Origin of the sequence: Luteococcus sanguinis, from assembly GCF_039527675.1 — a bacterium.
GTDB classification, from domain to species: domain Bacteria; phylum Actinomycetota; class Actinomycetes; order Propionibacteriales; family Propionibacteriaceae; genus Luteococcus; species Luteococcus sanguinis.
This window is the reverse complement of the sequence record NZ_BAAAKI010000001.1, coordinates 244,746-271,329: the sequence shown is the minus strand read 5'-3', so window position 1 is coordinate 271,329 and position 26,584 is coordinate 244,746. Positions and strand designations below refer to the sequence as shown.

Genomic DNA, 26,584 nt, shown 5'->3' with positions numbered 1-26,584 from the left:
GCCTAACAACGGCCTCCGACGGTTTCAGCCCTGTTCGGTGCCGTCCGAGACCGCAGCCGCCTCGCTGCTGCGGCTGTAGGCGGCGTCGCGCACGTCGTCGTAGTCCTCGATGCCAGCACCCAGTGCGCCACCGACGAGCGCGATGGTGGCGGTCAGCCAGGCGAGGCGTCCGTACTCGTCCGCCCCGAGCGTGCGTCCGACCGATGCCTGGTAGACCGAACCCTGCACCAACAGCACCGCGCACAACCACGAGAGCGCGAACAACGCGAGGTAGTAGACGAAGACGCCGATCAGGACGGTCGCCAGCGTGGCGCCGTTGAACAGGATCACCTGCTGGCGCTCCCGGCGGTTGCGAGCCCGTTCCCACAGGCCGCCACCGGTCATCAGCGCCACCGTCAGGACGGTGACCGACAGGAGCCCGAGCGCGGCCAGCCGCAGCAGGCCGTAGGACGCGGACAACAACCACAGGTCGGAGGCCACGAGCGCCGCCACCCCACTGGCGGCAGCGACCGTCAAGGACCGCGACAGGCCCAGCGCCAGTCGCCACGGTTGGTTGGCGCGCACCATGCCGAGCAGCACGCGCATGTTCCCGCCCAGCACCCGGGCCGCGAACTGGATGGAACTGTCGCCGGGCTGGTCGCGGGTGTCGGTGGCCAGTTGGCGCAACCGGCGGCCCAGCGTCCGTCCCTCATCGTCCTCGTCCAGCCCCAGCAGGGCGCCCACGGCGCTGACCACCGATTCCTCCGTCTGGCGCCGGACACCCAGCGGACCCAACGCAGGGACCGATACCGCAGCGACTTGGTGCACGGGGCTGGCAACGGTGGCGAGCACCCGGTGCTCGTCGCGGAGGGGCGCGTCGGTCAGCACCACGCCGAGGTCCCAATCCGCGTCGAGCATCCGGTCGCGCAGCGAGTCCAGCAGGTCGGCCGGCTCGGCGGTGCGCCGGGCCAACACCTCGTGCACGACCTCCACCGACCACCGGACCCCCGGGAAGCGCTGGCCAAGTTGCTCGGGCAGGGTCTGCTCGACGGTATCGCGCGTCAACTCGGCCGCGCGCGGCTCCAGCACGACGCCCAGTCTGAGGATGGGCTGGCCATCGGTGGTCGGCTCGTCGGACGACTGGGGGTGGGCGGGCATGGGGCCAGTATGTCCCGACGCTTCGGGCGCCAGTCGGAGGTCCGCAGCCGCGCGTGCGCCCGAAGGCGTCGCAGCCCGTCCAGTGCCGCGAAGGAGACGATCGTGGCCGGCACCAGGTTGTAGTGGTTGAAGATCTGCCAGTAGTTGGGGTTGTCGGTGACGGCTCGGGACGCGAGCCCAGGCAGCAGCGCCAGAACCGGCGGGGACGCCAAGCAGGCGAAGACAACGGGCAGCGCGAGCAGGGAGATCGTCCGCGTCAGGCTGTGGTCGACGACGAAGGCGACCCAAGCCGTGTGCAGTTGTTCCCCGATGCCACGCACCGCCCCGGCATAGGCCCAGGCATGGTTCGGGCTGAGCGCGGGAATGATGATTTTGACGGCCAGCGCGGTCCAGGCAAGCGCCGCCACCACCAGCGCGACGATCGGCATCCCCAGCGCCACCTCGTGGAAGTCGAACAGCGCTCCGTACTGGACGCCCAGCGCAGTGGCCAACGAGAGCCCCAGCGCCCCCGACAGCACCAGCCCACGCGGGCTTGGGAAGTGCCGGGAGGCGGTCAGGGTGAGGATGGCGACGGTCAGCCCGATCGCCAGCGACTGGACCACGATGAGCATCCGCGCGTCGTCCCAGATCCAGCAGAAGGGCGCCGCCAGCGCGATCACGGGGTGCAGGTGGTCGCCGAAGAGGTTCATCCCGGGGCTCTTCATCGCGCTGGTCGGGGCGCGGAAGTGACTGAGCTCGCGCACCGCCTGGTCGAAGATCGCCAGATCCATGCCGCTGCGTAAGGTCGCGTACAACCGGAAACCGGCCAGTGAGTAGACCAGCGTCGTGAGCAGTCCGAGGCTGAGCGCCAACAGCCGGGCAGCCGGGGTGTTCGCGGCTCGCCGGGTCGGGTTCTGGGTCGGGGTGTCCACGGTCCCCGAAGCCCAATGGCAAGGGCCCCGGCCGGATGATCCGGTCGAGGCCTGCTGGTCATGCACGGTGGTGGAGCGTACGGGGTTCGAACCCGTGGCCTATTGCTTGCAAAGCAATCGCGCTACCAACTGCGCCAACGCCCCCGCGAGGGGGAAGTCTAGCCCAGAACTGCGTCCAGCCCAGAACTGGGGCGACGCGGCCGGTCAGCTCAGAAACCGGCCCAGCGGACGATCTTCTTGTGCACCTGGTTCACCAGGCCGAGCTGTTTGCCGTCCAGTTCGAGGATCGGGGCTGCTCCACGCACCGAGCTGACCAGCCACGCCGAGTCGGCCTTGGAGACCCACTTGGGGGTCATCAGCTTGTCCTCGCACTGCCAGCCGTTGTTGCGTGCCCGATCGAAGATGATGTCGGCGGTGATCGAGTCCAGCACGCCGGTGGCGCCGCGAGGCGTCGTGTACAGCACGCCATCGCGCAGGACGAGCAGCGCCGAGGTGGGACCCTCCAGGCAGTAGCCGTCCGTGCTGGTGAACAGGACGTCGTCGACGCCGCGGGCCTTCGCCTCGCGTAGGGCCGCCTTGTTGACGGCGTAGGAGAGCGACTTCACGCCGCCGAGCAACCAGGGGGCGTCGGCGAAGGCGTCCGAGGGCATCCCGCGGGTGAGGGTGGTGACCTTGATGCCATGGCGCTGGGCCAGCGCCACCTCGGTCATCGGGGTGATGGTGAGCATTCGCACCGGGTCGGAGGAGACCGACTCCAGACCACGGGTCCACATGATCTTGAGCGTTGCCTCGCCGGGGGAGGCCCAGCTGGCGACGGCCTCGTCGACGAGCTCATGCCAAGCGTCCAGGTCGTCCGGCTGCGCCCCCAGCCCGACGATCGAACGGTTCAACCGGGCCAGGTGGGCCTCCAGGTTGTCCACATCGCTGACACCGTCGTCATGCGTGTGTACCCGCGTCGCGTCGAAGCAGCCGTCACCGCGGGTCAGGCCCAGGTCGTCCGCACCGACCACGGGGGCCCCGGGCGACAGCACCCCCTCACCCATCACGGCGGTCAACTGTCTGAACTTGCGCTTCTTCACCGCATGGAGCCTACGCGGTGCCACGCACGTCCCCACGCCGTCGATGCCCCAGGGTGGCCGTCCCGACTGAAAACCGGACGAATCGTGAGGTTTGAAGCATCCAATCGCCGATCTGGACCGCTGGCGTCCGATTCCCAGCAGACCTGCCCGTGTCCCCGCGCTCACAGCTTGCGATCAGGACGCGCTGCGTACCCTGTATGTCATGTGGTCGCAACGTCAGGTGATGAGTCATGCCCTGCAGCGACGCCATGCCCTGGAACAGATGCGCCGTCCCGACCGCTCGTTCACCGAGGACGGACCCTGCGACGCCGACCCCTTACTGGTGCGCGCCGCGCTGCACCACGGCGAGGAGTCGGACGTGGAGTGCCCCGTCTGCGGCAGCGATCGGATGCTGAACCTGAACTACACCTTCGGTGACCAGTTGGGCCAGTACTCCGGACGCATCAAGTCCACCCCCGAACTCGAACAGATGCAGGACGAGTTCGGCGAGTTCACCGTCCGCGTCGTCGAGGTCTGCCCCGACTGCCGCTGGAACCACCTGATCACCACCTACGTGCTGGGCGACGGCAAGAAACGTCGCAAGCCCCGGCGCGAGCCAACTGTGGAGGACATCTATGGCTGACCGACCCAAGCGCCACCAGCGCTCGAACCGCGCCCTGTGGTCGAGGATCGGGCTGGGCCTGCTGGCTCTGATTCTGGCCATGGCTCTGGTCGCCAGCATCGCGAGCCTCGTGTTCTACCAGCGCACCACGTTGCCGGACCCGAACAAGGACTTCCAGACCAACACGACCTTCCTGTACTACAACGACGGGAAGACCAAGCTCGGCTCCTTCGCCGTCCAGAACCGACAGACGATCGACTACAAGACGATGCCGGACTCCATCAAGCAGGCCGCCATCGCAGCCGAGAACCGCAGCTTCTGGACCGACCGCGGCATCTCGCCCAAGGGCATCATCCGTTCCGCCTGGACCATCGCCCGCGGCGGCGAGGTGCAGGGCGGCTCGACGATCACCCAGCAGTACATCAAGATCCTCTACCTCACCAGCGACCGGACCATGACGCGCAAGTTCCGCGAGCTGGCGCTGGCGGTGAAGCTGGGCCGCGAGGTGTCCAAGGAGGACATCCTCGAGGGCTACCTCAACACCATCTACTTCGGCCGTGGCGCCTACGGCATCCAGGCCGCCTCGCGTTCCTACTTCAACGTGGATGCGAACAAGCTCACCGTCCCGCAGGCCGCCGTGCTGGCCAGCGTGCTGAACAACCCTTCAGCGATGGATCCCTCGGCGGCGAAGGGCAACACCGCCCGGCTGCTCGACCGCTACCGCTACGTGCTGGACGGCATGCTGCAGGCCGGCAACATCACCCAGGCGCAGCACGACAGCTACGCCAAGGCGCTGCCCAAGTTCCCCGACATCCCCCTCAACCAGCGCTGGGCCGGCACCCGCGGCTACCTGCTGCAGATGGTGCAGGAGGAGCTGCTGAGCCATGGCTTCACCCAGAGCCAGGTCGAGGGCGGGGGCCTGCAGGTCACCACCACCTTCGACGAGAAGCTGCAGGACAAGGCGGTCGAGGTGGGCCAGTCGTACGCCAAGGAGGTTGGCTCGAATGCCGGCGGTTCCAAGGCGTCCAAGATCCACCCGACGATCGCTTCCGTGAAGGTCGGGACGGGTGAGGTGCTCGCCATCTACGGCGGGGACGACTACATCAAGAACTCGCGCAACTGGGCCACCACCGATCGCCCGGCCGCCTCCACCTTCAAGACCTACGCGACCATCGCGGGTCTGCGCTCGGGATACAGCCTCTATTCGACCTTCAACGGCAACACCTTCACCCCCAATGGGGACGGGGTGCCGGTGCGCAACGAGTTCAGTTACCAGTACGGACGCGTGACGCTCAAGAAGGCCCTCCAGGACTCCATCAACACCGCCTTCGTCGACATGACCCAGTCGATCGACGGAGGCCCGGCCAAGGTGGTCAAGGCGGCGAACGACGCCGGCATCGCCAAGGGCGCGGGCTGGGAGGAGAACAACCGCATCGCGCTCGGCATGGCCGAGGTCAGCCCGCTGGAGCAGGCCGGCGGCTACGCGACCATCGCCAACGGTGGCGTGCAGGTCGACAACCACGTCGTCGCGCAGGTGAAGGATGCCAAGGGCAAGGTGGTCTACACCGCCGACACCAAGGGCGAGAGCCAGATCCGCGAGGACATCACCCGCGACGTCACCTCCGCACTGCAGAGTGTGGTCAGCGACGGCACCGGTGGCAATGCCCGGATCGGCAGCTACCCCGTCGCCGGCAAGACCGGCACCAACGGCCTGACCCGCAACGGCGAGGACATCATCACCTCTGCCTGGTTCGTCGCCTACACCAAGCAGATCTCCACGGCCGTCATGTACGTGGCCGGGGACGACGGCAACCAGGCCCTCGACCCCTACAAGCGAAGCTACGACTCGACCTTCTTCGGTGGCACCTACCCCGCACTGACCTGGCGCGACTACATGGAGACCGCCATGGACGGACTGCCGGTCGAGCAGTTCGACAGCGCCGCGGGCGTCAACACGGGTGCCTACCCTGCCCCGGCTCCGGTGCAGACGCAGCAGACCGACACCTCCAGCCAGGGCAGCTCCGACCAGACCCAGAGCGAGCAGCCGTCGGAGTCGGCCTCCGCCCAGGAGACGACCTCGGGTGGTGCCAGCCCGTCCACGGCCACCACCCGGACCGCCGCGGCACAGACCACCACCGCGGCAGCACCCCAGACGACGACGGCGCAGTCCACCGCGGCAGCCCCGACCACGACCCAGGCGGCGCAGCCCACCCGGACCGCGACCAGGGCCACCACGACGCAGGCGGCTGCCACCACGCAGGCCGCGCAGCCGACCGCAACGGGCTCCTGAGCTCCCTGAGAGCCCTGAGCTCACTGGGCTCCTGGAGCGTGGCCGTAGAGGGCTCGCATAGGCTCGCATCCATGTCGAGACACGAACGCCTGGGCGGGCCCGTCGCCGCCCATGGCCGTCGTGCTGGCATCTGGTTCGACCCGCTGCCGTGGATCGTCTCGTTGGCGACCATCGTCTGGTCGCTGACCTGGTGGCGCCAGCACCCCTGCCAGCAGGTGTCGGTTGACGACGCCCCCGACCCCTTCCTGAGGCTGTGCTACAGCGACATCCCGGTCACCTACCAGGGCAGCCGGCTCTGGGAGGGTGCGCGCGTCTACTCACAGGTCACGGACCTGGAATACCCGGTGCTGACCGGCGGCTTCATGACGCTGGCGCGCACCATCACCGGCTGGTTCGGGCTCCCGATCAAACCCGAGCTGCCGCTGGCCCGCGTCCTCGCCAGCGCGAATGCCTTCTTCGCGGTCAACGCCGTGCTGTTGTTCGCCTGTCTGCTGCTGCTGGTCGGTTGCCAGATGCTGATGGGACGTGGCTCTGCCACGGGGTTGGCCGACACGATCCGAGGGCGGGTGCGCAGCTGGGACGCGATGTTCGTCGTCGCAGCCCCGACGCTGTTCACCGCCGGTCTGGTCAGCTGGGACCTGTTCGGCGTCGCCCTTACCAGTCTGGCGTTGCTGTTGTGGGCGCTGCGTCGCCCCACCGCGGCCGGGGTGGTGCTGGGGCTGGCGGTCTCCGCTCGTTTCTACCCACTGCTCGTGCTCCTCGCGGTCGGGATGCTCTGCGCCCGGGCCGGAACACACAAGGCGATGGCGCGGTTCGCGGTGGCCACCCTCGGCACCTGGGCGGTCGTCAACATTCCCGTCATCGCGCTCGCCCCCCAGGGCTGGTTCGCCTACTACAAGGCCTGGTACCGCCGTGGTGCCGACATGGGCTCGGTCTGGTACCTGTTCGACCAGTGGGGCCTGCCGGCGGTGACGTCGTCCGTCCCCCTGCTGACGCTGGTCACCGTGATGGCGATGCTGGTGTGGACTGCCGCAGTGGCCCAGTTGGTGGTCCGCGCCCCGCGCCGGCCGCGGGTGGCGCAGGTGGTACTGCTGCTGGTGGTCGGCTTCCTGGTGCTGAACAAGGTCTACGCACCGCAGTACGCGCTGTGGTTGCTGCCGCTGGTGGCCCTCGCCCGTCCGAAGGTGCTGGACATGGCTGTCTGGTCGCTCGCCGAGGCACTCTACTGGTGGGCCGTCTGGGGGCACCTGGGCGGGCAGATCGCTCCCGGTGACGGCGGCCCCGAGGTCGTCTACTGGGCGGCGATCGTGCTGCGCGTCGGCGCCCAGCTGTGGATCGCCCAGCGTGTCATCCACGACATCCGCCACCCCTGGGACGACCCGGTACGCGTCCCCTTCGTGGACGACCCGATCGGCGGCGTGCTCGACCACGCACCCGATGCGGGCATGGTGGACGACGCCAGGGAACCCATCTCCCTGATGTCCGATGACGACTGAACCGCGCCGCGCCAGCCAGATGGACGGCCTGGCTGTGGTCACCGGCCTCTTCCTGCTCACCCGCGCACTGTTCGCGCTGGTGGCGGCGGTCGTGATGCGCACCTCCGGACGCTCCCTGCACGACGTGATCTCGGCCTGGGACGTCCAGCACTTCGAGGCCATCGCCCTGCACGGTTACGCCGAGAAGATCGACCAGGCCTTCTTCCCGGGCCTGCCGATGCTGTTGCGCGTCGGCGTCTGGTTCGACCTTCCGTTGGGCGGGCTCGGGGTGGTGATCGGCCTGGTCACCTCCTGGCTGGCAGCCGTCGCCCTGTACCGGATGGGCGGTTGGTTTGCCGCCGCCTGGTGGCTGGCGGCCCCGACGGCGGTGTTCACCACCGTCGCCTACACCGAGGGTCCGTTCTGCGCTGCCGCCTTCTGGGCCTGGGAACGCGCGCGTTCCCGCGACTGGACGAGTGCCGCGCTGCTTGGCCTGCTGGCCTGCAGCTTCCGGATCTCGGGTCTCTTCCTGGTCGGCGCACTGGGCCTGCTGGCGCTGGCCCAGACCTGGACCGACCACCGCCGCGGCGAGCTGGACGCGCGTCGCTCGCTCGCCGGGGTGGGGCTGGCCGTCGTTCCCGCGCTGGCGATCGTCGGATACTTCGCCCACCTGCACCAGCTGACGGGTTCCTGGCGGGCCTGGTTGGACGCCCAGCAGACGGGCTGGGCGCGCGGTTTCACGTCCCCGCTCGGCGCGCTGCGCAACACCCTCGACAGCGCCCGTCCGTCCGCTTGGCCCGACCGGCCTCGCGTCGCGCAGGTCTTCGCGCTGGAGGTGATCTCGATGCTGGTCGGGACGGCCACGTCGGTCGCCTGTCTGGCCCGTCGCCGCATCCCGGAGGCCGGTTGGGTCGGCATCCAGGTGGTCGCCTTCGCCACCTCCTACTGGTTCATGAGCGTGAACCGGGCGGTGCTGTTGTGGTTCCCGCTGTACCTGCTGCTGGGGCAGGCAAGCACCTGGCGCCCGCGCAGCGCGGCCAACCTGCTGGTCTGGCGGGGTGTGATGGGGCTGGTCTGGTTGGGCAGCCTGGCCGCCGGCCTGTGGTGGGCGTGGTTGCTCTACACAGGCCAGTGGGCCAGCTGAGAACAGCCGGCCCACTGGGTGTCAGGTACTGCGTGGTGCTGGGTCAACCCCGTTCGATCAACCCGGTTCGATCAACTGCGCTCGATCAACCCGGTTCGATCAACAACCCCGTTCGATCAACCCCGCTGGATCAACCCCGGGCGACGAAGACCTGCGGCAGGTTCCGCTTCGGGCCCCAGGCGGCACCACCGTCGACGGGCTTCGCGCCACGGGCGGTGTCGAGCTTCCAGGCGTAGACAACGGTCGCGCGGCTCCTGGTGGACGGCCCGGCCGTCGAGGTGGTCTTGACGTCACCCAGCCGGGTCTTCGCGTTGATCGCCGCGATCCGCTGGGCACCGGTCGCGCCGACGGGCACCGTGATCGTCACGTACTCGTGCTTCTCGGAGAAGTGCTTCGCGTGACGAGCCTGCTGCCACAGCGGGCCCAGCTCGCGGTAGACCAGACGACGGTCGTCGTCCGCCGCCAGGTACTTGTTCAGCACCACCTTGCTGCGCAGCGTCGCGACGTCAACCTGGTAGGTCTCGGTGACCGTCTTCACCGACGGCGGCGTGGTGGGCCGGGAGGGAGGTGGCACCGGCGTGCCGCCCTGCCCGTCGGCGCTGGCGCTCGTCACTGCGGTCTTGGCGGTGACGGCCACGCCGTTGATGGTGCCGAAGTCGGTGTAGACCTGCTGGCTGCCGTCCACCGCGCAGCTACCGGCCATGCGCAGCGCCCCCGGCTCGGTGGGCGTGTAGGTCGCGCTCAGCCTGGTGCCGGTTCCGGTGGCAGTCACGAGGTCCTTCCACCAGCCGGTTGGCTGCTGCTGTGCGAGGGTTGCCTCGCAATCGCTCTGGCCGGGCCCCGCGACGTCGGTGAAGGTCACTGGCTGGCCGACGACCGTCTCCACACCGCTGACGAGCGCGAAGCCCACTCGTCCGGAACCGGTGTCCCAGGCAGCCTTGAAGGTGCCGTTGACCGGCGCGGCCTGGCAATCGGCGTCGCAGAAACCACCCGGGCCGGGCGTGCTGAAGGTGGTGCCGTTGACGGTCACGCTGAACGGTCCGGCCACGTTGTAGGAGCGCACCAGGAAGGAGAACTCACCCGAGAAGGTGAAGGGTGCGGTGTGCGAGGCGAAGTAGGCATCGCTGAAGGTGAAGGTCATCTGGTCGTTCGTGAGCGTCATCGTTCCTGCACCTGTTGCCATCGGGTAGGTGCCGACTGGTAGGTCGACGCCCGCGCTGGCCGAGACGGGCAGGGTGACGCTCTTCTGGTCGGTGGTGCCCCCCACGGAGCACGCATAGTGCGTCGGATCCGCACCGTCGGTGCAGGTCATCGAACTTTGCGTGGCGGCCCGGGCCGGGCTGGCCGACAGGTAACCCCCGGTGAGGCTTGCGGCGGTGACAGCGGCTGCCAGGCCGAAGCGGATGGACTTCTTGCCCATGATTGATCCCCCGATCATTCCCGACCACGGGCGCCAGGGGTTGCCAGCACGGGCACCGCCGGTGGCACCCGCCCACCGTTGGGGCACGTACTCAGGAGATCCCCCGATGTCCATGAGACGTGTTGTTGGTGCGGCCATCATGGCACCGGCCGGGGTCACGGGCGACCGATTCTGTACCTGGGGTGAGGCATTCCTCCTGCAAGATGCCTGAAGTGCTTGGCAGACCGGGCCGTTGCACCCGATCAGCACCGATAGCCTGCGAGGGCAATCAGCGACATCGGGGGAGTCATGACTGGGCCACGCATCCATTCGAGCGCCGACATCGACCAAGGGGCCGTCGTTGGTGACGGTTCGTCGGTCTGGCATCTGGCGCAGGTGCGTCACGGGGCACATCTCGGGCGCAATGTCATCGTCGGACGCGGTGCATACATCGGCGAGGGAGTGCAGGTAGGCGACAACTGCAAGATCCAGAACTACGCGCTGGTCTACGAGCCGGCCGTCCTCGAGGACGGTGTCTTCATCGGCCCCGCAGTGGTGCTGACCAATGACCAGTTCCCGCGCGCCGTGAACCCGGACGGGTCACCCAAGAGCGCCAGCGACTGGGAGCCCGTCGGCGTGACGCTGCGCGAGGGCTGCTCCATCGGCGCCCGCTCCACCTGCGTCGCCCCCGTCACCATCGGGCGCTGGGCGACCGTCGCTGCTGGCTCGGTCGTGGTCAAGGATGTCCCCGACTTCGCACTGGTCGCCGGCGTGCCCGCGCGTCGGATCAAGTGGGTAGGACGCTCGGGCTTCCCGCTGGAGGCCGACGGCGCAGACGGCTGGGTCGACACCCGCACGGGCGATCGCTTCGTCCAACGCGGGGAAGAGCTCACGTTGTTGTCCGAGGGCGGCAACGAATAGGGAGCCGGGGGGCTCAAGAACAACCAGCAGACCGGGACGTCCGGCCGCTGACAAGGGGGGACCACACGTGAACCAGGCATTCATCCCACCGGCCAAGCCGATCATCGGTGAGGACGAGATCGAGGCCGTGACGCGCGTGATGCGCTCCGGCATGATCGCCCAGGGCCCGGAGGTCGCCGCCTTCGAGACCGAGTTCGCCGAGCACTTCACGCCCCGACGACGTGCCGTGGCCGTCAACTCGGGCACCTCCGCACTGCACATCGGCCTGATGAGCTCCGGCATCGGCGCTGGCGACGAGGTGATCGTCCCCTCGTTCACCTTCGCGGCGACCGCGAACTCCGTCGCGCTGACCGGTGCCACGCCGGTCTTCGCCGACATCGATCCCGACTCCTTCTGTCTGGCCCCGGCCAGCGTCGAGGCCTCCATCACCGAGCGGACGCGCGCGATCATGCCCGTCCACCTGTACGGGCACCCGGCCGACATGGAGTCGCTGCGACGGATCGCCGAACGGCACGGGCTGCAGCTGTTCGAGGACGCCGCGCAGGCCCACGGGGCATCGCTGCACGGCGTCCCCGTGGGCAGCTTCGGCACCTTCGGGGCCTTCTCGCTGTACCCCACCAAGAACATGACCTCGGGCGAGGGCGGCATGGTGACAGTCGAGGACGCCGAGGTCGAGCGCAAGTGCCGCCTCTACCGCAACCAGGGGATGTTGAAGCAGTACCACAACGAGGTCGTCGGCCTGAACAACCGGATGACCGACATCCATGCCGCGATCGGACGAGTGCAGCTGACCAAGGTCGATGGCTGGACCGCCCAGCGCCAGGCCAATGCCGACTTCCTGACCGCGAACCTGCAAGGCGTCACCCCGCCGCCGGTCGCCGCTGGCGCCGTGCATGTCTACCACCAGTACACGGTGCGCGTTCCCGAGGGACGCGACGAGTTCGCCGCCCAGCTCAAGGAGCGCTTCAACGTCGGCTCGGGTATGTTCTACCCGGTGCCCAACCACCGCCTGGCGCCCTTCCAGAGCCCGGTCGAACTGCCCGAGACCGAGCGCGCTGCGGCCGAGTGCCTCTCGCTACCGGTTCATCCGTCCCTCTCGCAGGACGACCTGGCGCGCATCGTCGAAGCCGTCAACACGCTGGCGAAGGCAGGTGCCTGAGATGGGGAACCTGCGCGCCGGGCTGGTGGGCCTGGGCTCGATGGGTCGTCACCACTCCCGAAACATGCGCGCCATCGACGGCGTCGACCTGGTGGCCGTCGCCGATGCCACCGGTGACCCCCACGGCGTCGCAGGGAACCTGGAGGTGCTGCCGGACGTCGACGCGGTGATCGCGGCGGGCATCGACTACTGCGTCGTCGCGGCACCAACGGCCTTCCACCACGAGATCGGGTTGAAGCTGGCCGACGCCGGGGTGCACGCGCTCATCGAGAAGCCGCTGGCCAAGGACCCCACCGAGGCCAGGGAACTTGCGCAGGCCTTTGCCGCGAAGGGACTCATCGGTGGCGTGGGCCACATCGAGCGCTACAACCCGGCCATCCAGAGCCTGCGGGCCCGGCTCGCGAATGGTGACCTGGGCGACATCTACCAGGTGACGACCCGTCGTCAGGGCCCTTTCCCGCCCCGCATCGCCGACGTCGGCGTGATCATGGACCTCGCCTCGCATGACATCGACCTCACCGCGTGGGTGACCCAGCGCGACTACGAGCTGGTGGCTGCGCGGACGATCTTCAAGTCCGGCCGACAGCACGAGGACATGGTCGCGGCCACCTGCCAGTTGGCCGGTGGGGTGATGACCAACCACCTCATCAACTGGCTGACCCCCACCAAGGAGCGCCTGTGCGTGGTGACCGGTGAGAAGGGCACCTTCGTCGCCGACACGATGACGGCTGACATCACCTTCTACGGCAACGGCGTGCAGGTGGAGACCTGGGACGGCCTGGCCCAGTTCCACGGGGTCACCGAGGGTGACATGGTGCGGTTCGCGATCCCGAAGCCGGAGCCGCTGCGCACCGAGCACGAACGTTTCCGCGACGCCGTCCTGGGCAAGGAGTCGGACATCGTCACCTTTGGCCAGGGCGCCGCCGTCGTCGAGGTCTGCGCGGCAATGCTGGAGTCGAGCCGGACGAATGCCTTCGTCCGAGTAGGCTGAGAAAGCTGAACCTTTCCTGAAGCGGTGGGTGGGGTGTGCCCCCCTCACCACCGCCGGATCCGAAGGGTCACTGCTGGTCACGGCCCTTTACCCTGTGTGGTGAGCGAACGCCTCTCGAGGGGCGTTGGCTACTTTGGTCGCCAAAGTACCCGAACGCCCACGGGGGGTGAGGTCATGAGCAGCTCGTCGGGAGCCCGCGGAGATCGACGCGAGCAGGTTGCCGCCATCGTCGGCGTCCTGTTGATGCCCCTGCTCATCGCCGGCACCTTCTTGTGGGCCACCGCGGATTCCAGCAGCCGCCTGCACGAGCAGCAGGCCGCCATCGTCAACCTCGACGCCGGAGCCCGGGTCGGGGACGACACGGTGCGGCTGGGCCAGACCTATGCCCTGCAATTGCGTAACCAGAGCGGTCCGAACTTCACCTGGCGGTATGGGGTCTCGGTCGCCGAGGCGCAGTCGGGTCTGGCCTCGGGACGGTATGCGGCCGCGGTGGTGATCCCGGCGGGCTTCTCGCGCGTCCTCACCGGCGCGGGGCAGCAGGACGATTCCGCGACGCTCCTCGTCGAACGCTCCCCGGTGACCGGGGTCAGCGACCAGATTGTCCTGAACACCCTCTCCGAGGCTGCGACCCAGGGGCTGGCCAAGGGCGTCGCCACCCAGTACCTGGACAACATCTTCGTCGCCACCACCGAGCTGGGAGCCGGACTGGCCGAGACCTCCGCACAGGTGCAGGAACTCGCCGGCGGAGTGGGCCAGGTCGCCGAGGACGCCGACACGGCAGCCGGGCAGAGCCAGCAGCTCACCCGTCAGGCGGGAGCGGCTGCGTCGCAGGCGTCGGACGTTCAGGGGGCCGCCGCCGCGAATGCCGCAGCCCAAAAGGCCACCACCGCGGCACAGGCCAAGAGCGCCGTGTCTGGGGCTGGCGTGCAATCGGGCGCCACTGCGCAGCAGGAGGCCATCGGCGCGGTCGAAGCCGCTGCCGGTGAGCTGGCCGGTGCCGCCGACAAGGCCAGCGAATCGGGAACAGGGGTCGCGGCCGACGCCAAGACCGCGGCGGCACAGGGAGACAAGGCCGCCACCAACGCGGACGCCGTGGCGAAGGCCGCAGCCGCGAACAAGGCCGCCGCCCAGGCCTACCGAGGCTCGATCAAGGACACGCTGACCCAGCAGGCCGACCTGCAGGCATCCCTCGGCGGCGCCCAGGAACTGCTCACCGCCTACGCCAGCAGCGTCGGTGTGGTCGCCGGGGCCGTGGCCAGCGCCACATCCGTCCAGGACGAACAGGCGAAGACCATGGCGCCCGGAACCATGCTCCGGGAGTCAGCCACGCAGCTGACCGAGGCCGCGAGCACGATCGAGGCGGCTGCGATCCCGGCCGACGTGGCGTCCGCCGCGGCGAGCGCGGAGTCGAACGCGTCCGCCCTGTCCGACAGCTATGCGGCCCTGCGAGAAGAGCTGCCCGCCGACGAGATCAAGCTCAACAACGGACTGGGCAACGGGTGCCCAGATGACTACAAGACCACTGAGGCCTGCCGCGTCTACAAGGAGGGCTACGAACTCGGGTACAACGACGCCGTGACCCAGGTGGCCGCCGCGCTCGCCGGCTCGGACTTCGGCGACCAGATCTCCTCACTGACGGCTGACACGGCGAAGGTCAGCTCCGGGATCAAGGGGTTGGCCGATTCCCAGGCCACCTCGGCGGCGACGCTGCGGGCGCTGGCCACCCAGCTGAACGCCCTGGCCGACCAGCAGGACCAGCTCTCCGATCGAGGCATTGCCGCCATCACCGCCTTGAGCAGCCCGGAGGTCACCGAGGCCGTCGACGGGCTGGGCGGGCAGGCCACCACCACCGACCAGGCCCTCGCAGCGCTGGGAAAGCAGATCAGCGCCAGCACCGCGTCGTTGGCCGCCGTCGAGGCCGAGGACGGGCCGGGTGCGACCCTCACCGCCAGCGCCACGACGATGACCACGGTCGCCACCAGCCAGACCGCCGTCGTCAACGCCCTGACCGGGCAGCTCGCGGCGATGAACCGCCAGCTGACGACCTTGTCGTCAGCCCTTTCCTCCGTGGACACCGGCGCCGCCGAGCTCGCCCAGTCGACCTCCCGAACCGACTCCGGAGCCACCCAGCTCGCCCAGCAGGTCTCTGATTTGAACGAACAACTCACCGCCCTGCAGGCTGCGGCCACCACCGCCAGCAGCCAGGCCACGGCCACCCAGACCAAGGCCCAGGCCCTCCAGCGACAGGTGAGCGCCCTGCAGCAAGCGGGCAGCTCCGTCACGACGTCGGTGCAGTCGGTCTCGAGGGATGCCAACACCCAGTCCCGGCGGGCGAACCAAGTGGTCGCCGCCGTGGCCGAGAACCAGGCCCTCATCCCGAGGGCGGACACCTCGGACGAACACCAGCGCCTCACGGACGTGATCAACGCACCGATCAGCACCCAAGAGTCGAACAGCAACCGCAACCTGACCTGGACGTCCATGCTGATGGTGATCGCCTTGTGGTGTGGCTCGGTGGCATACCACGCCGTCCGTCCGGCGGTGAGCGCACAGGCCAAGCGTTCTGCCGACGCCTCGGCGCTCTTGCTGGCGAAGGAGATGGTCCCGACCGGCGCCGTTGCCCTGGCGCAGGCGCTGTTGCTGGCCGTCGTCGGCCAGGTCGTGATGCGGCTGAACGTTGATCGCGTTTTGGCGATGGCCGGTGTGATGATGCTGGCCGGACTGGTCAGCATCATGGTGAACCACGTACTGCGCGCCTATCTGGGCGCGGTCGGCATGTCGGTGGCGATCGGCCTGGCCACCGTGACGCTGGTCAGCGTCGTGACGGCAGCCTTCCCGGCGACCCTGGACACCGTGCGCAAGCTCTCCCCGACCACGCCGATGGTGGACGCCCTGCGCGCCGCGATGACCGGCGCTCCCGGGTTGGGCCACAACCTCAGCATTCTCGCGGGCTGGCTGGCCGGCGGCCTGCTGTTCAGCGCGCTGGCGATCCTGCGTGCGCGCAGCGGACCCGAGAAGCGCGTCCCGACGGTCGTCGAGGGCGGCTGAGCCGGCGCCGGACGACTGGCGGGATAGTCAGCCGATGACGCGGTCGAACTGGGCCGTGGTGAGGCGCAGCTCGACCGGCACCTCCTGACCGATCGCGACCGTTGCGGCACCCGGCAGGAAGACCAGCGAGCTCTGCATGTGCGGGGGTTCCACGAAGAAGCGCTTGCGTCCGTCCAGCGTGTAGGGGCTGAGCGCCAGACCAGCGGCGGCCATCGAGCCTCCAGCCAGGGCAACGGCCCGCTGGCGCAGGCTGGCGCCGGCCGTCGGGGCCTCCAGTGCGACGCCATTCGCGGTGCCGCCGCTGACCACGACGACCCAGCCATCGGTGGGCATCCGACGCTGCCAGTATCCGATCCGCTCGCCGCGGCGCACCTTGTGTACGTCCAGCACCCGCGCGGTGGTCCGCAGCGCGTGCGGGGCTCCGAGCCAGAGCTTGGTGCCGACGCGCAGGTGCGTCTCGACATCCACCTCACGGGCGAGCGCCCGGTAGTCGCGGGCGCTCAGGTGGGAGAGCCACAGCGGCGCCTTGCGCACGGCCAGGGCACGCGACGCCAGACCACGGGCCTCGTCCAGGTGCGCTTCGGGCGGCCCGGACATGGGCAGGTGGATGGTCCAGCCCTCGACCCGCAGGTCACCCAGGCGGGTTTCCAGCTTGGGCAGGTCGTCAGCGGCCAGGCCGTGGCGTCGCATCGAGGTGAGCAGCTCGAGGATGACGCGGGCATCGGGACGCGCAGCCTGCGCGGCGGCGAGGTCGTCCAGTCGTCCGATGGTGCGTATCACCTGGTCGTCGTCCAACAGGTCGACGCCGTCGGCGACCGACCAGGGCGTGAGGACGACGATGTCCTTGGCCCAGCCGGCGTCCCGGACGACGGCGACCTCGTCGGCCGTCCCGACCGCGAGCACGGAGGCGCCCAGCAGGTCTGCCTCCTGGGCCAGCCGGGCCAGGCCGAAGCCGTAGCCATTGCCCTTGGCGACGGGCACCAGGCCCTGGGTCTCGCCGAAGACATTGCCGAGGTGGATGCGCCAGGCCTCGGTCTCGATGCGCAGGGTGACGCTCATCTCACTTCCCCCGGTTCAAGCCGCGGGCAGCGAGGTTCTTTGGACCGGCCGCCAAGTCGCGGGCGCTGGCGGTGATGTTTCGGGCGCGGGCGATGTGCTTGTCTCGGTTCAACAAGCGACTCTGGAGCTTGTCACGGTTCAACAAGCGACTTTGGAGCTTGTCTCGATTCATGTACGCGTCGAAGGCCTGATACAGCGGACGGTTCAGTGGCAGGTCCCACTCGCCGAGGTAGCTGACTGCCTCGCCCCCGGTGCCGACCTTGAACTGGATCAGGCCGATCTCGGGATCATCGGCGGCGACGCCCTCGGTGATGCCGCGCAGGTCGTAGGTGGAGCAACCGGCCACTATCGAGTCGCGGATCATCCGCCACTGGATCGCATTCGACCCGCGCACCTCCCGCTTCTGGTTCGACGAGGCGCCGTAGGAGTACCAGGCATGGCGTCCGACCCGGATCCAGGTGGTGGCCGCCACGACCTCGCCCTCGTGCTTGGCCAAGTAGACGCGCATCCGGTCGGGCATCTCGGTGTTCAGCGCGTCCCACATCGTCTCGAAGTAGGCCAACGGACGCGGGGTGAAGTGGTCCCGCTCGGCGGTGACAAGGTAGACCTCGTGGAAGGCGGCCAGGTCGTCGCGGGTGCCCTGGACCACCTCGACGCCGGACTTGTCGGCCTTCTTGATGTTGCGCCGCCACAGCTGGTTCATGCCCTTGAGGATGACGTCCTCACCCAGCGGGTTGCCGTGCTCGTCGGCCAGCGGCAGCTGGAAGTTGAACTTGGGCTGTCCGGCGGCGAAACCCTCGGCGTCCTTGGGCGACCTCCAGCCCAGACCCTCCAGCGTGCGGCGCAGCTGGTCCGCGGCTGGGCTGGTGCGGTCGGGGGTGGCCTGGCTCAGCGCTGTGACGGCTTCGTCGCTGACGGCATGCTTGATCGTGTTGTGGCCCCAGGCCCGCTCGACGAGCGTCGGCCCGATCCGCAGCCCGAAGGCACCACGCTTCTTGACGTGATCGGCCAGCGCGGTGAGCACCTGGTCGACGTCGGGTCGCGTCCAGTCGACCACCGGACCCTCTGGCAGGTAGGCGAGGTAGCGCTTCAGCCGGGGGAGCTGGCGGTAGAGCACCAGCCCGGTGCCGATCAGCTCGGAGCCGTCGAAGAATCCCAGCGAGTCGGAGCCCCACTCGGGCTTGACCTTCGCCCAGGCGGGGAGCTGCAGGAAGCTGACGGTGGTGGGGTAGTCGGCCTCGGCAGCCCGGGCCTCGACGAAGGCGAGGTGCTGGTCAGCCGTGATGCGGCGCGCGTGGATCGTCACACCGCCAATCTAGCGGGAGGCTGCGGTGCACAGGCTGGGTACGGGATGCGCGTCGCTGGCGATGGCTCAGGCGTCCGAGGAGTTGGACGAGACCCCCGGACGTCCGTCATGGACGATCTTGCCGGGGTTCAGGTTGCGGCCCGGGTCGACGCCCTCGAAGAGCTTGCGCTGCATGTGCACTCCGGCGGGGGAGATGTCCTGGTCGATCCAGGGGGAGTGCTCCTCGCCCACGCCGTGGTGGTGGCTCACGGTGCCTCCACAGTCGATGAAGGACTGCTGCACCGCGCGCTTCACGTGGTCATAGGTGTCCATGCTGGTTTCAGAGCCATCGGCCACCGCGAAGGTGAAGTACTGGCAGGCGCCCGCGTGGTAGCTGTGCGAGACGTGGCACATGATGAAGCCCCGGTGACCGGTCTCGGCGAAGGCCTTCTCGGCTGCCGCGACGGTCTTCGTGTGGATCTCCTCCGCCTGGCTCCAGGGGGTGGCGGTCTCCGAGACGTCCGCCGGGATCCCGATGTTGAGCAGGAAGTCGCGGATGTAGGGGATGTCGTACTTCTTCTGGTCGAACAGGGTTCCTGGGCCCTTGCCGACGCCCAGGCCCCCGTTGGCCTTCACGATCTTGCTGACGACGCTCTTGGTGTAGCGGACGTGCGTCGCCGAACCCTCGAAGCCGACGAAGCTGATGCAGATCTCGTCGAGGTTCCAGCCCTTGGCCAGCATCACGCGCTGGACGGCCTGGTTCATGTAGTGGCTCACCTTCGAGCTCTTCTTGCCGTTCGCCATCGAGAACTGGGTCTCGGCCGCGTCGGAGACGCGCAGCATCATCGGCTCGGCATCGGAGTGCGCGATCGCCTCCGCGGCTCGCAGCCCGTCCTCGTAGGTCGGGTAGAAGTAGGCCTGGATCTCGCGGACCTCGGCCAGCTTGTGCACCTGCATCCACGCCTCGGTGATGATGCCCAGACGCCCCTCCGAGCCCAGGACCATCTCCCGAACGCTCGGGCCGGACGAGTACGACGGCAGCGGGTGCAGCACCAGGACGTCAGTGCGTTCGGCGGAACCGGGAGCCGCGGGCATGATCATCCGCACCCCGCGGGTCATGTCGGCGATGTCGCCGTACTTGTCGGACTGTGAACCGGTGGAACGGGTGGCGATCCAGCCGCCGACCGTCGACCACATGAAGGAGTCTGGGAAGTGGCCCAGGGTCCAGCCCTGCTTGTTGAGCTGCTCCTCCATGTCGGGGCCCAACGCGCCGGCCTCGATCCGGGCCAGGCAGGAGTGCTCGTCGATCTCGAGCACCTTGCCCATCCGTCCCATGTTCACGGTGACGACCTGGCGCTGCTCACCCTTCTCCGGCTCCAGCGCAGCGACGATGTTCGAGCCGCCGCCGTAGGGGATGACGACGGCGTCAGCCTCGAGCACGGCGTCCATCACGGCGCGCACCTGGGCCTCGTCGGCGGGGTAAACGACGACGTCTGGGATGCGGTCCAGCTGCCCACGACGGACGCGGACCAGGTCACGCACGCCCTTGCCGAAGGCGTGGATCACGCGCACCTCGTCGTCGGTGGCGACGTACTGCTCACCGATCACCTCGACCAGCTTGGCGCGCAGATCATCACGGAGCTGGGAGGCGGGGACGTCGAGGTCGTCGAAGCTGGGGGTCTCGAGTTCCTTGGACAGGATGTCGACGCCGAGGTTCTCCATCGCGAAGGTTGGGAACTTGGGCTTGTCCGCGACGGCATAGGGCTTCGCAGCCTCGTCGCCCCAGCCCCACCACTTCTGGAATTTCACGGCCACGCTGTTCTTGTTCGGCTGGCCGGTCTGGTTGGTGCCGGCCTGCTCAGGGGTGCTCACGACTTCTCCTCGGGTGCTTCGGCGGTGCGCGCCTTCTCCAGCGCGGCGGTGTGGGCGTACTCGGCGAGCGTCTTCATGCCGTAGGCGCGAGCCGTCGAGTCGTGCAACTCGAGCACTTGGCGGCGGATCCGCTCGTTGAACTGGTGGGCGATCTCCCCGGGCTGGGGCATCATCGGGCGGCCGAAGACGACGTGCACCTTGGGACGGTTGAGGGGCGGGTGGGTCTGCTTGTGTGGCCACGCCGCGTAGGCGCCGACCAGGGCGACCGGGACGGCTGGGACGTGGCGCGAGATGCACAACGCCGCGGCGCCGGGCTTGAAGGGGGCCATCGCGCCGGTGCGCGAACGGGTCCCCTCGGGGAACAGCAGCAGCGGGACGCCGTCGGCCAGCAGTTGGCCGGCCATGCCCTTGCGGGCACGCGTCCCCTTGCGGTCGACCGGGAAGGCATTGAAGAACAGTGCCGTCGGGGCGGCCTTCCACCACCGGTCGAAGAAGTAGTCGGCGGCAGCGCCGGTGGCCAGGAACTTCGCCAGCCGGCGCGGCATCGAGCCGATGATCAGCGGTGCATCCAGGTGCGATGAGTGGTTGCCGACGACCACGAAGGGTGCCTCGAGGTTCTCCAGCAGTCCCTGGTTGTGCACCTCGATGTCCACCAGCCGCCAGACGGCAGGCTTGAGCAACAGGATCTGTGCGCCCGTGCGGGCCAGTGCGGTCGACTCGGAGGTGTAGCGGCCACGCTCACCGAAGCTGGGGCTCACTTCTTGGTCCTCGTTCCCGAGATCTTGCGGCTGGCCCAGCGAATGGTCGTGCGCGGCAGCATCTGGGCCACGGCGATGACGGCCTTCCACTTGGTGGTGGGGATGCTGACCGGCTTGCCCTTCTCGGCATCGGCCAGGCACTCGGACACCAGCACGTCGGGGTCGACCCAGACGAACTCGGGAAGTGTGGTGGTGGCGATGCTGGCGCGGTCGTGGAACTCGGTGTGCACCCACCCGGGGCACAGCGCCGTGGCGGTGACGCCCGTCCCGCGCAGTTCATTGGCGAGCGCCTGGGTGAAGCTGAGGCACCAGACCTTGATGGCCGAGTAGTTGCCGGAGTAGTACCACGCCGAGGTGGAGGCCACGTTGACGATGTGGCCGCGCCCGCGGGTCGTCATCGCGCGCCCTGCGGCGGCGGAGATCTCCAGGACGGCCCAGCACATCACGTCCATCGCCCGACGCTGGGTGGCCAGCTGGTCGGCGTCCAGCAGCTTGGCGTGCAGCCCGAAGCCGGCATTGTTGATGACCCAGTCGAGGTCGTGGGCCGGGTCCTCGATCCAGGCGGCGATGCGGGTGACGTCCTCGGCCTTGGACAGGTCGGCGGTGATCGTCTCGACGTGCACCCCGTGCTGGGCCGTGATGTCGCGAGCGATGGAATCCATGCGGGCGGTGTCGCGGGCGACGATCACCACGTCCAAGCCGCGGGCCGCGAAGGCCCGGACGAAGGCGTTCCCGATGCCGGACGTGCCGCCGGTCACGAGTGCTGTTGCCATGGGCACAAACTTACGGCACCCGGCAACGGCCATGTGCACGCCTGCCCCAGGACGACTGCCGCTGATGGGACACAATGGGCTGTGAGCACGTAGACCGGAGGCCACCATGACCCGCACCCATCTTTCGTCCGCCCGCCTGTTCGGCGCCTGCGTGGCCGGCCTGCTGGTCGGCGGGCTGTCGCTGTCCGGCTGTGCCTCCGACGATGCGTCCGCCCCCACCACGACGGCCACCGCGACCGCGACCTCGGCCAGCACGCCCAGCGAGGGGGCCGGCAGCGACGTTGCCTCGACGCCCAGCACCGCCGCCGCGACCCCCTCCAGCGCGATGGAGGTCGGCGACGCGAGCCCCTCGGTCACCGCGACCGTCGCCGCGCCCACCGAGAGCCTGAAGAAGGCATCCACCGCAGAGCTGCCCACCACCCTGGCCGGGCTGAAGGGTCAGCTCTTCGAGCAGGACGCCAACACCTCCGTCGGCCAGTACACCGGCACCACCGAGGATCAGATGCTCGTCGCGACGCTGACCAAGGGCCAGCAGCGTTCGGCTGCGCTGGCGCTGCTCTCGGAGCCCGTCACCGAGGGCCACACCACGTGCGGGACGATCCAGACGACCGGCCTGGTGGGCTGCTACCTGTGGTTGGACGGCGGAAACATCCAGCTGTTCGGCTCAAACCAGACCACGACCGCCGAGCTGCGCTCCGACGCCGAGGAACTGTGGGACTCGCTCTCCTGACCGGTTCGGTGCGGTGGGGCAGACCCCTCAGCACTCCTTGTACAGGGTGTTCTCGATCGCTGCGTCGCCGCGGTAGGTGTGTAGGCCGTACTCCAGGCCATTGCCGTCCCCGTCTTGGCTCAGCCAGCTGACCGCCAGCACGGCGTCGCGTCTGGTCAGGTCCAGCAGCCGGCGCTCGCGCAGGGTGGGGATGCGCGCGGTGACCTGCTGGGTGGCGACCACCTGGCTTGCACCCCGGGCACCGAGCACCTCGTAGAGGCCATGGTCGGTGAAGTCGTCCGCGATCACGTCCGCGAAGCGGGGAGGCAGCCAACTGCGCAGCACCACCAGCGGACGTCCCTCGGCCCGCCGCAGGCGTTCCAGGTAGAGCAGCGGGGTGCCGATCGCCAGGCCCAGCTGGCGGGCGGCCTCGGGGTTGGGGCGCGACGACTGTAGTCGCAGCACCTCGGTGGCGGGCTGGCGTCCAGTGGTGAGCAGCCTGTCGAACAGGGGAGTGAGTGGGTCGCGTCGCTGGTTGAGGGTGGAGGCGACGTGCGTCCCGACGCCACGGCGTCGCACGAGCAGGCCCTGGCGGACCAGTTCATCCATCGCCTTGCGGACGGTGGGGCGGGAGAGGCGCAGCCGGGCGACCAGGGCGAGTTCGTTCTCGAAGGGATCTCCGGGCTTGAGCGCGCCGCTGTGGATTGCCGCCGCCCACTGCTCCGCCAGCTGGTGGTACAGCGGCACCGGTGAGGTGCGGTCGACCACGACGGGCAGGGTGCTGGGCATGGGAACAACAGTAGGGCGTGTGCAAATGTCAGGACAAAAGGACAATAGGTGTACCTTGGGTTGATCCCACGACCGGAAGGACTCCTCGTGACTCCGCTGCGCCCGCGCCCCGCCCTGCTCGTCCCGGCTCTGCTTGTCCCGGCCCTCGTCCTGGCGGGCTGCTCTGCCACTGGCGGACGGTCGTCCGCCGAGGCGTCCGCCACCGCTGACGGCGGCTGCGCGACAACCACCATGAAGGTGACGATGGTCACCCACTCCGCTCCCGGTGACGACTTCTGGGACCTGGTTCGCAAGGGTGCTGAGGATGCGGCGAAGAAGGATTGCATCGACTTCGAGTACCAGGCATCCCCGGAGGGTGCCGAGCAGGCGTCGCTGGTGCAGGCCGCGATCGACAAGAAGGTGGACGGGATTGCCGTGACGCTGAGCAAGCCCGACCAGATGTCGGCGGAGGTGAAGAAGGCCGTCGCCGCGGACATTCCGGTGACCGCGTTGAATGGCGGTGTGGACGTGTGGCAGGGCCTCGGCGTCGCGGGTTTCTTCGGTCAGGAGGACCGCGTTGCTGGTGAGAAGACCGGCGAGCGGCTCAAGGCCGACGGCGCGAAGCACGTGTTGTGCATCCTCCACGAGCAGGGCAATGTCGGCAATGACTCGCGTTGCGCGGGTGTGAAGGCAACGCTGCCGGGCACCGAGACGCTGTACGTGAATGGCGCGGACATGACCGATGTGTCGAGCAAGATCACCGGCAAGCTCCAGCAGGACAAGTCGATCGACTACGTGCTCGGGCTGAAGGCGGCGGTGGCGCTGACGGCGGTGGATTCGGTCAAGGAGGCCGGGTCGAGCGCGAAGATCGCCACCTTCGACACCAATGCCGAGTTGGTGAGCGCGATCAAGGACGGCAGTGTCCAGTTCGCGGTCGACCAGCAGCCCTACCTGCAGGGCTATCTCGCGGTGGACGCGCTGTGGCTGTACAAGACCAATGGCGACACCATCGGCGGTGGCACGGCGACCCTGACCGGGCCGGCCTTCGTCGACAAGACGAATGTCGCGGCGATCGAGAAGTTCGCGGCGGCTGGCAAGCGATGAGCAGTGCCGCAACCACCACAGCGGGCGAGCTGACCCGCGACGATCGGACCCGGCGCCGGTCGTTGGCGACGCGGCTGCTGGTGCGTCCGGAGATCGGTTCGCTGGTTGGCGGGCTGGCGATCTTCTGCTTCTTCATGGTCGTGGCGCCGAGCTTCCGCAACGTCGACAATGCCGGGACGATCCTCTACGGCGCCTCCACGATCGGTCTGATGGCCGTGCCGGTGGCGCTGTTGATGATCGGGGGTGAGTTCGACCTGTCGGCCGGTGTGCTCGTCACCACCGCGGGGTTGGCTGCTGCGTTGCTGTCGTGGTCGTTCAATCTCAACGTCTGGGTCGGGGTCGTGCTGGCGTTGCTCGTCGCGCTGGCCGTCGGGCTGGTCAACGGACTGCTGTTGACCCGCACGAGGCTGCCCAGCTTCCTCACCACCCTGAGCACCTTCTTCGTCCTGCAGGGCGTGAACCTGGGCATCACCCGCTGGGTGGGCGGTGGCGTCGCGTCCCCGGCGATCTCCGACATGGCAGGCTTCAGCTCCGCGCACGCGGTGTTCGCGTCCGAGTGGGTGCTGCAGTTTGGCACGCACACGCTGCGGCTCAAGATCACGCTGCTGTACTGGCTGCTGCTCACCCTGGTGGGCGCGTGGCTGCTGCTGCGCAACCGCTGGGGCAACTGGATCCTCGCCGTCGGTGGGGACGAGGACGCAGCCCGTGCCTCGGGCGTCCCGGTGCGCCGGACCAAGGTCGGGCTGTACCTGTTCGTCGCCTTCGCTGCCTGGCTGAGCGGCATGCACCTGCTGTTCGGCTACGGCGTCGTGCAGTCCGGTGAGGGCGTCGGCAAGGAGTTCCTCTACATCATCGCCGCAGTGATCGGCGGCTGCCTGCTGACCGGCGGCTTCGGCTCGGTCGTCGGCGCCTCCGTCGGCGCGCTGATCTACGGCATGACCCAGCTCGGCATCAACTACGCCGGCTGGAACCCCGACTGGTTCAAGACCTTCCTCGGCGTGATGCTGCTGCTCTCCACGCTGCTGAATGTCTGGCTCAAGCGAAAGGCGGAGCAGCGCTAGTCACTGCAAGGGGGAGGACCCCCTTTGACCCCCGAACACTCGCACGCATCGCTCCTCGCAGGCTCGGAGCTGTGCTCGTCACTGCAAAGGGGGACGACCCCCTTGGACCCCCGAACACTCGCACGCATCGCTCCTCGCAGGCTCGGAGCTGTGCTCGTGGAAGGAGAAGTACGAATGGAAGCCACTGGACCAGCCGCCTACCTCGAGCTTCGCGAGGCGGGCAAGAGCTACGGCAATGTCGACGCGCTGCGCGGCGTGAACCTGGTCGCCCGCGCCGGTGAGGTCACCTGCGTGCTCGGCGACAACGGCGCCGGAAAGTCGACGCTGATCAAGATCATCGCCGGGCTGCACCAGCACTCGTCCGGCACCTTGCTGGTGGACGGACGCGAGACGCGCTTCTCGTCCCCCCGCGACGCGCAGGCCGCGGGCATCTCGACCGTCTTCCAGGACCTCGCGCTCACCCCGCTGATGGCGGTGTGGCGCAACTTCTTCCTCGGCAACGAGATCACCCACGGCCTGGGCCGGATGAACATCGCGGAGATGAAGCGGATCACAGGCGAGTCGCTGCTGCAGATGGGCATCGACATCCCCGACCTGGAGACCCCGGTCGGGTCGTTGTCCGGCGGCCAGCGCCAGTGCGTCGCGATCGCCCGGGCCCTCCACTTCGGCGCCAAGGTGCTCATCCTCGACGAGCCGACCGCCGCTCTGGGCGTGAAGCAGTCCGGAGTCGTGCTCAAGCAGGTGGCCCGCGCCCGCGACGCCGGCATCGCGGTCGTGTTCATCACCCACAACCCCAACCACGCCTGGTTGGTGGGCGACCACTTCGTCGTCCTCGCGCTCGGACGGGTGGTACTGGACGGGTCCAAGCAGACCCTCACCCTCGAACAACTCACCCAGCAGATGGCCGGCGGCGCCGAACTCGACGAACTGGCCCACGAACTCAGCGCCTGAGACTGGCTACCTTGCGGCCGCCTGCCCTCCGAACGAACCCGCCCTGCGAACGAACCCGCCCTCCCCATGAACGGCGAAGACCCGGATGG

22 protein-coding genes and 1 tRNA gene are annotated in these 26,584 nt (G+C 68.7%); 12 read left to right on the top strand and 11 right to left on the bottom strand.

The window, feature by feature from the left end; all coding sequences use genetic code 11:
• Positions 1-24: 24 nt before the first annotated feature.
• The 4 genes from ABD089_RS01275 to ABD089_RS01260 all read right to left on the bottom strand — a co-directional run bounded on the left by ABD089_RS01275 (position 25) and on the right by ABD089_RS01260 (position 3,103).
• Positions 25-1,137 (bottom strand): hypothetical protein, encoded by a 1,113-nt coding sequence (locus tag ABD089_RS01275; RefSeq protein WP_343884352.1) that lies wholly within the window; start codon positions 1,135-1,137, stop codon positions 25-27.
• Positions 1,041-2,048: a DUF2079 domain-containing protein gene (locus ABD089_RS01270; RefSeq protein ID WP_343884351.1), complete on the bottom strand. Its 1,008-nt coding sequence runs from the start codon at positions 2,046-2,048 to the stop codon at positions 1,041-1,043. Before ABD089_RS01270 ends, ABD089_RS01275 begins: the two co-directional genes overlap by 97 nt.
• 68 nt (positions 2,049-2,116) lie before the next feature.
• Positions 2,117-2,192 (bottom strand) — tRNA-Ala (locus ABD089_RS01265).
• Between the two features lie 65 nt (positions 2,193-2,257).
• Entirely contained in the window at positions 2,258-3,103 is an 846-nt protein-coding gene (locus ABD089_RS01260; protein ID WP_386769331.1) for an aminodeoxychorismate lyase, read from the bottom strand.
• Positions 3,104-3,329: 226 nt separating this feature from the next.
• Here ABD089_RS01260 and ABD089_RS01255 point away from each other — a divergent pair, with 226 nt between their 5' ends.
• The 4 genes from ABD089_RS01255 to ABD089_RS01240 all read left to right on the top strand — a co-directional run bounded on the left by ABD089_RS01255 (position 3,330) and on the right by ABD089_RS01240 (position 8,637).
• Positions 3,330-3,749: a DUF5318 family protein gene (locus ABD089_RS01255; RefSeq protein ID WP_343884348.1), complete on the top strand. Its 420-nt coding sequence runs from the start codon at positions 3,330-3,332 to the stop codon at positions 3,747-3,749.
• Positions 3,742-6,018, top strand: coding sequence for a transglycosylase domain-containing protein (locus tag ABD089_RS01250; RefSeq protein WP_343884347.1), 2,277 nt, complete (start codon positions 3,742-3,744; stop codon positions 6,016-6,018). The genes ABD089_RS01255 and ABD089_RS01250 overlap by 8 nt, the downstream gene beginning before the upstream one ends.
• Positions 6,019-6,089: 71 nt before the next feature.
• Positions 6,090-7,514: a glycosyltransferase family 87 protein gene (locus ABD089_RS01245; RefSeq protein WP_343884346.1), complete on the top strand. Its 1,425-nt coding sequence runs from the start codon at positions 6,090-6,092 to the stop codon at positions 7,512-7,514.
• Positions 7,504-8,637, top strand: a complete 1,134-nt coding sequence (locus tag ABD089_RS01240; protein WP_343884345.1) for a glycosyltransferase family protein — start codon at positions 7,504-7,506, stop codon at positions 8,635-8,637. Before ABD089_RS01245 ends, ABD089_RS01240 begins: the two co-directional genes overlap by 11 nt.
• A gap of 130 nt (positions 8,638-8,767) precedes the next feature.
• On the opposite strand, the gene ABD089_RS01235 is transcribed toward ABD089_RS01240, so the two are convergent.
• A complete protein-coding gene (locus ABD089_RS01235) occupies positions 8,768-10,057 on the bottom strand; it encodes a hypothetical protein (protein WP_343884344.1) in 1,290 nt (429 codons plus the stop codon).
• 288 nt (positions 10,058-10,345) lie between these two features.
• Here ABD089_RS01235 and ABD089_RS01230 point away from each other — a divergent pair, with 288 nt between their 5' ends.
• The 4 genes from ABD089_RS01230 to ABD089_RS01215 all read left to right on the top strand — a co-directional run bounded on the left by ABD089_RS01230 (position 10,346) and on the right by ABD089_RS01215 (position 16,155).
• On the top strand, positions 10,346-10,957 hold the full coding sequence (locus tag ABD089_RS01230) for an acyltransferase (protein ID WP_343884343.1): 612 nt from the start codon (positions 10,346-10,348) through the stop codon (positions 10,955-10,957).
• A 67-nt stretch (positions 10,958-11,024) separates the two neighbouring features.
• Positions 11,025-12,116, top strand: coding sequence for a DegT/DnrJ/EryC1/StrS family aminotransferase (locus tag ABD089_RS01225; RefSeq protein ID WP_343884342.1), 1,092 nt, complete (start codon positions 11,025-11,027; stop codon positions 12,114-12,116).
• Between the two features lies 1 nt (position 12,117).
• Complete coding sequence (locus tag ABD089_RS01220; RefSeq protein ID WP_343884341.1) at positions 12,118-13,107, top strand: Gfo/Idh/MocA family protein; 990 nt, start codon at positions 12,118-12,120, stop codon at positions 13,105-13,107.
• 174 nt (positions 13,108-13,281) lie between these two features.
• On the top strand, positions 13,282-16,155 hold the full coding sequence (locus ABD089_RS01215) for a YhgE/Pip domain-containing protein (RefSeq protein WP_343884340.1): 2,874 nt from the start codon (positions 13,282-13,284) through the stop codon (positions 16,153-16,155).
• Between the two features lie 27 nt (positions 16,156-16,182).
• On the opposite strand, the gene ABD089_RS01210 is transcribed toward ABD089_RS01215, so the two are convergent.
• The 5 genes from ABD089_RS01210 to ABD089_RS01190 form a co-directional block, all read right to left on the bottom strand.
• Positions 16,183-17,214: an alanine racemase gene (locus ABD089_RS01210; protein WP_343884339.1), complete on the bottom strand. Its 1,032-nt coding sequence runs from the start codon at positions 17,212-17,214 to the stop codon at positions 16,183-16,185.
• 1 nt (position 17,215) lies between these two features.
• Positions 17,216-18,520, bottom strand: a complete 1,305-nt coding sequence (locus ABD089_RS01205; protein WP_343884338.1) for a lipid II:glycine glycyltransferase FemX — start codon at positions 18,518-18,520, stop codon at positions 17,216-17,218.
• Positions 18,521-18,586: 66 nt separating this feature from the next.
• Complete coding sequence (locus ABD089_RS01200; RefSeq protein ID WP_343884337.1) at positions 18,587-20,371, bottom strand: FAD-binding oxidoreductase; 1,785 nt, start codon at positions 20,369-20,371, stop codon at positions 18,587-18,589.
• The gene (locus ABD089_RS01195; protein ID WP_343884335.1) at positions 20,368-21,129 is read right to left on the bottom strand and encodes a lysophospholipid acyltransferase family protein; all 762 of its coding nucleotides are present in this window, start codon (positions 21,127-21,129) and stop codon (positions 20,368-20,370) included. The genes ABD089_RS01200 and ABD089_RS01195 overlap by 4 nt, the downstream gene beginning before the upstream one ends.
• Positions 21,126-21,902: an SDR family NAD(P)-dependent oxidoreductase gene (locus ABD089_RS01190; RefSeq protein WP_343884334.1), complete on the bottom strand. Its 777-nt coding sequence runs from the start codon at positions 21,900-21,902 to the stop codon at positions 21,126-21,128. Before ABD089_RS01190 ends, ABD089_RS01195 begins: the two co-directional genes overlap by 4 nt.
• Positions 21,903-22,008: 106 nt before the next feature.
• Here ABD089_RS01190 and ABD089_RS01185 point away from each other — a divergent pair, with 106 nt between their 5' ends.
• Positions 22,009-22,632 carry a hypothetical protein gene (locus tag ABD089_RS01185; protein WP_343884333.1) on the top strand — a complete coding sequence of 208 codons (624 nt, stop codon included), beginning with the start codon at positions 22,009-22,011 and terminating at the stop codon, positions 22,630-22,632.
• 27 nt (positions 22,633-22,659) lie between these two features.
• Here the strand turns inward: ABD089_RS01185 and ABD089_RS01180 are convergent, their stop codons facing one another.
• Complete coding sequence (locus ABD089_RS01180; protein WP_343884332.1) at positions 22,660-23,400, bottom strand: GntR family transcriptional regulator; 741 nt, start codon at positions 23,398-23,400, stop codon at positions 22,660-22,662.
• Between the two features lie 87 nt (positions 23,401-23,487).
• On the opposite strand from ABD089_RS01180, the gene ABD089_RS01175 reads away from it, so the two are divergent.
• From ABD089_RS01175 to ABD089_RS01165, 3 genes are all read left to right on the top strand, one after another.
• Entirely contained in the window at positions 23,488-24,483 is a 996-nt protein-coding gene (locus tag ABD089_RS01175) for a substrate-binding domain-containing protein (protein ID WP_343884331.1), read from the top strand.
• Positions 24,480-25,544, top strand: a complete 1,065-nt coding sequence (locus tag ABD089_RS01170) for an ABC transporter permease (protein ID WP_343884330.1) — start codon at positions 24,480-24,482, stop codon at positions 25,542-25,544. The genes ABD089_RS01175 and ABD089_RS01170 overlap by 4 nt, the downstream gene beginning before the upstream one ends.
• Before the next feature lie 174 nt (positions 25,545-25,718).
• Complete coding sequence (locus tag ABD089_RS01165; protein WP_343884329.1) at positions 25,719-26,495, top strand: ATP-binding cassette domain-containing protein; 777 nt, start codon at positions 25,719-25,721, stop codon at positions 26,493-26,495.
• Positions 26,496-26,584: the final 89 nt, after the last annotated feature.

Coding starts and splice junctions, on each gene's coding strand:
- ABD089_RS01210 (WP_343884339.1), bottom strand. CDS start 17,214: ATGAGCGTCACCCTGCGCATCGAGACCGAGGCCTGGCGCATCCACCTC.
- ABD089_RS01185 (WP_343884333.1), top strand. CDS start 22,009: ATGACCCGCACCCATCTTTCGTCCGCCCGCCTGTTCGGCGCCTGCGTG.
- ABD089_RS01220 (WP_343884341.1), top strand. CDS start 12,118: ATGGGGAACCTGCGCGCCGGGCTGGTGGGCCTGGGCTCGATGGGTCGT.
- ABD089_RS01215 (WP_343884340.1), top strand. CDS start 13,282: ATGAGCAGCTCGTCGGGAGCCCGCGGAGATCGACGCGAGCAGGTTGCC.
- ABD089_RS01190 (WP_343884334.1), bottom strand. CDS start 21,902: ATGGCAACAGCACTCGTGACCGGCGGCACGTCCGGCATCGGGAACGCC.
- ABD089_RS01230 (WP_343884343.1), top strand. CDS start 10,346: ATGACTGGGCCACGCATCCATTCGAGCGCCGACATCGACCAAGGGGCC.
- ABD089_RS01245 (WP_343884346.1), top strand. CDS start 6,090: ATGTCGAGACACGAACGCCTGGGCGGGCCCGTCGCCGCCCATGGCCGT.
- ABD089_RS01235 (WP_343884344.1), bottom strand. CDS start 10,057: ATGGGCAAGAAGTCCATCCGCTTCGGCCTGGCAGCCGCTGTCACCGCC.
- ABD089_RS01255 (WP_343884348.1), top strand. CDS start 3,330: ATGTGGTCGCAACGTCAGGTGATGAGTCATGCCCTGCAGCGACGCCAT.
- ABD089_RS01250 (WP_343884347.1), top strand. CDS start 3,742: ATGGCTGACCGACCCAAGCGCCACCAGCGCTCGAACCGCGCCCTGTGG.
- ABD089_RS01170 (WP_343884330.1), top strand. CDS start 24,480: ATGAGCAGTGCCGCAACCACCACAGCGGGCGAGCTGACCCGCGACGAT.
- ABD089_RS01240 (WP_343884345.1), top strand. CDS start 7,504: ATGACGACTGAACCGCGCCGCGCCAGCCAGATGGACGGCCTGGCTGTG.
- ABD089_RS01275 (WP_343884352.1), bottom strand. CDS start 1,137: ATGCCCGCCCACCCCCAGTCGTCCGACGAGCCGACCACCGATGGCCAG.
- ABD089_RS01165 (WP_343884329.1), top strand. CDS start 25,719: ATGGAAGCCACTGGACCAGCCGCCTACCTCGAGCTTCGCGAGGCGGGC.
- ABD089_RS01180 (WP_343884332.1), bottom strand. CDS start 23,400: ATGCCCAGCACCCTGCCCGTCGTGGTCGACCGCACCTCACCGGTGCCG.